At 68.6% G+C, this 526-nt stretch carries 2 pseudogenes; both read right to left on the minus strand.

The window, feature by feature from the left end:
• Nucleotides 1–173, minus strand: a pseudogene (locus tag FUT88_RS27025) (DEAD/DEAH box helicase); the annotation flags it as partial.
• Nucleotides 170–526: pseudogene (locus FUT88_RS25725) on the minus strand (DNA ligase-associated DEXH box helicase); the annotation flags it as partial. The pseudogenes FUT88_RS25725 and FUT88_RS27025, both read right to left, overlap by 4 nt.

The raw sequence follows: 526 nt of genomic DNA on the forward strand, positions 1-526 counted from the left end.
CTGGTGCTGCCGGCCGGCACCGGCACGCCGCGCGCGCGGAAGGTCGCCGCCTTGCCGAAGTGCGCGTCGGCCACCATCAGCATGCGCTGCACGGGCCACCACAGCGCGCGTTCGGGCAGGAGCCATACGGTCTCGCCCGCGCATTGGATGGCGAGGTCCGAAGAAGAGGTCATAACAGTGGCAGCGGCTTCGATGTCTTGCGTGGCCGGCGCGGGCGGCGGCTGGATTTGCCGGCTGTGTCGGGCGATTCTGTCAGGCGCAGCGCAGCTTGTACATCTGTCTCGATTTCCGGCCGTGTGGCCGCATCCGGATCAGTGGGCTCGGGGCCGGCGGCGCGCTCCGCTTCGGCCAGCATGCGCGCGATCCGATCGGCGAGCTTCTCGGTGGAAAGCTGCTCACGAAACCGTTCCACCATCAGCGGAAAGCCGAACGGCGAAGGCCGCTTCAGTGCGCAAAGCTGGAGACGCAAGCCGCGCATGCGGATGAGGGCCGCTTCGATGCGGTCGAGGTCCAGCTCCTGGCGCAG

The sequence above is a fragment of the Ralstonia sp. TCR112 genome (genome assembly GCF_007997035.1).
GTDB classification, from domain to species: domain Bacteria; phylum Pseudomonadota; class Gammaproteobacteria; order Burkholderiales; family Burkholderiaceae; genus Ralstonia; species Ralstonia edaphi.